Genomic DNA, 1,142 nt, shown 5'->3' with positions numbered 1-1,142 from the left:
GGCGGGTGAGAAAGGGCATCACTGCCTGCTCTAAGCTACGATCATTTTACTGATCCAAATCAGTTGCGCCGCTGATGCCGGAGTAAGGCATGTAATCACAAGGCTAACAACCGTTTTGCGTTTGGCCTCCACGCGCCCTAGTAGGGGCTAAGGCCTGATTGTAACGCTAGGCGGGTGGGGTTACAAGCAAAGGCCAGTTATTAGCTGGCCTTGTGGGTCAGACGGATGGGCGGGAGTGCCAGCGGAAGTCGGCAGGGTTCATAAAATAGCCAGCCACAAAGATGTGGAGTCCATTTTCGTCAAACAGCGGAGAGCCATCTATCTTGCAAATGCTTCCAATGTCAGTCTTATCGCTCCATTCGATTTCGTGCGATATACACTCAACCAAATCACCATCCATCCAGTTGCGCCAATCGCTCATATCCTCATGTGCCTGCGCGACTGCGGCGATCTTCGCATTAACCGCGCTAATCAACCGAAACCCCTCATCCTCAAGCTGCTGCACCAGGCCTGCGCGTTCTTCTTCGAGGGCTTCGACGGTGATGTCGATTTCGCGGATGCGGTCGCGCCACTGGATGGGGCCAGCAAAATGGATTACGCCAGATGGGAATTCTATATCCGCCTCGAACGCATGCGCCCTTTCTTCATCGCTTAACGGTGCGGTGCTGTGCCATGCCTTCTGAGGCGCCTGCTCAGGCTCGCAAATGCGGTAAGCCATGATGTCGGTCTCATGCCCCGAATGCCTCCAATCCCATTTGCCAGAAAATGGATTGCATCTAGTCCCTATACATCCATCACGATGACGCACATCAATCAAGAAACCAGCCTCAATAGGACACTTACCGCCCCGATGCCGAATCCACTCAGGCTTAGCCAGACGCGCTACCTCAGCTTCCCAGTCGGCGATGGTGACGATGGCGGTGGCGTGGTCGGTGGCTGTTGAGGTTGGAGTCATCAGGCTAAACCGAGTCCATGTATTGCTAGGCCATGTGCCTCCAATAGACGCTAAGCAAGCATCATCAACACCTAATCCGCGATCAAGTCGATTTAGAGAGCCGTCAGGATCTTGGCTTATCGCCATAGCGCCTAGATGATATGGCCACACCTTCAATTCCCGCGCCAGCAATTCTACTAATTTCATG

The 1,142-nt window shown here is 53.6% G+C and carries 1 protein-coding gene; it reads right to left on the bottom strand.

The window, feature by feature from the left end; translation table 11 throughout:
* Positions 1–217: 217 nt before the first annotated feature.
* Positions 218–1,142, bottom strand: a 925-nt coding sequence (locus V6D20_10760) for a hypothetical protein (GenBank protein HEY9816262.1), incomplete at its 5' end; no start/stop codon positions are given.

Source organism: Candidatus Obscuribacterales bacterium, assembly GCA_036703605.1.
Classification (GTDB): domain Bacteria; phylum Cyanobacteriota; class Cyanobacteriia; order RECH01; family RECH01; genus RECH01.
Note: the sequence above shows the minus strand (reverse complement) of the source record. Positions and strands in the feature narration are given on the sequence as shown.